This is a genomic window from Aeromicrobium sp., assembly GCF_049586495.1.
Taxonomy (GTDB): domain Bacteria; phylum Actinomycetota; class Actinomycetes; order Propionibacteriales; family Nocardioidaceae; genus Aeromicrobium.
In genome coordinates this window covers 1-1,653 of sequence record NZ_JBAVCB010000154.1, presented here as the reverse complement: position 1 = coordinate 1,653, position 1,653 = coordinate 1, and the positions used below count along the sequence as shown (strand labels likewise).

The following is a 1,653-nucleotide window of genomic DNA, read 5'->3' as shown; positions in this document are numbered from 1 at the left end:
AGCGGGTGGCCAGATCGGTGGCCTCACGCGCGCGGGTCAGCGCCTCCCAGTAGCTGATGTCGTGCTGGGTGGCCAGCCGCTGGACGGCCGCCTCGGCTCGGTCACCGATGCCGCGCTTGGGCTCGTTGAGGATGCGCCGGATGGAGACCGTGTCGCGGGGATTGACCAGCACCCGCACGTACGCCAGCGCGTCCTTGACCTCCTTGCGCTCGTAGAAGCGCACGCCTCCGACGACGCGATAGGGCAGGCCGACCCGGATGAAGACCTCCTCGAAGACACGGCTCTGCGCATTGGTGCGGTAGAAGATCGCGACGTCCTTGGCGGCGATGCCCTCCTCGTCGGACAACCGGTCGATCTCGTCGGCGATGTACTGAGCCTCGTCGCGCTCGTCGTCGCCGACGTAGCCGACGATCGGGTCGCCATCGCCCTCGGCCGACCACAGCTTCTTGTCCTTGCGGCCCTGATTGCGGCTGATCACCGCGTTGGCGGCCGACAAGATGGTCTGCGTGGACCGGTAGTTCTGCTCCAGCAAGATGGTGGTGGCGTTCGGGAAGTCGTCCTCGAACTCCAGGATGTTGCGGATGCTGGCGCCGCGAAAGGCGTAGATCGACTGGTCGGAGTCACCCACCACCAGCAGGTCCGACTCCGGATCGGTCAGCTCCTTGATGAGCTGGTACTGCGCATGGTTGGTGTCCTGGTACTCGTCGACCAGCAGGTGGCGGAACCGACGGCGATAGGCCTCGGCGACATCGGGCCACCCCTGCAGCAGATGCACCGTGTTCATGATGAGGTCGTCGAAGTCCATGGCGTTGGCGGCGGTGAGCCGCGCCTGGTAGGTGGTGTAGACCTCGGCGTAGATCTCCTCGGTCGGGTTGGTCGCCCTACCGGCGGCCGACTCGTGGTCGATCAGCTCGTTCTTCAGGTTCGAGATCCAGTTGAGGACGGCGCGCGGGTTGATGCGCTTGGGGTCCAGGTCCAGGTCGCGGCACACCATGGTCATGAGCCGGCGTTGATCGGCCGCGTCGTAGATGGTGAAGGACGAGGTGAACCCCAGCTTGGCGTGCTCGCGACGCAGGATGCGCACGCATGCGGAGTGGAACGTGGACACCCACATGGCCCGGGCGGCACCCCCGACGAGCTCGGCCACCCGCTCGCGCATCTCGGCCGCGGCCTTGTTCGTGAAGGTGATGGCCAGGATCGAGCCCGGATGCGCACCCCGTGCTGCGATCAGCCAGGCGATGCGGCGGGTGAGCACACGGGTCTTGCCGGACCCAGCACCGGCGACGACCAGCAACGGACCACCCGGATGGGACACGGCCTGCTGCTGTGACTCGTTGAGGCCGTCGAGCAGCGTCTCAGACCGCGGCCGTCGCTGAGCGGGGGTCGGTCGAGCGGTGGCCTGGGGCACGGGAAACGGCAACGTCATGTCGCTGTCCAGAGTAGATGGACGCGACGACAATGAGCGCATGGCCTTCACGATCGACCCCACGTCCGGCGTACCTCCGTACGAGCAGCTTCGCTCTCAGGTGACAGCTGACGTCGACGCCGGTGCGCGACCAGCCGGGTCCTCCCTGCCGACGGTCCGCGCTCTCGCTGCCGAGCTCGGCCTGGCGGTCAACACGGTGGCCAAGGCGTATCGGGCTCTGGAGGCAG

2 protein-coding genes are annotated in these 1,653 nt (G+C 67.1%); one reads left to right on the top strand and one right to left on the bottom strand.

The genetic code is table 11. The annotated features are described in order from the left end of the window. Window positions 1-1,468, bottom strand: a 1,468-nt coding sequence (locus WB508_RS08290; RefSeq protein WP_423844414.1) for a UvrD-helicase domain-containing protein, incomplete at its 3' end; no start/stop codon positions are given. Between WB508_RS08290 and WB508_RS08285 the strand changes: the two genes are divergently transcribed. Further along, window positions 1,467-1,653 (top strand): GntR family transcriptional regulator (locus WB508_RS08285; RefSeq protein ID WP_423844413.1); only part of this gene is annotated, 187 nt, incomplete at its 3' end. The two genes, WB508_RS08290 and WB508_RS08285, sit on opposite strands and share 2 nt — an antisense overlap.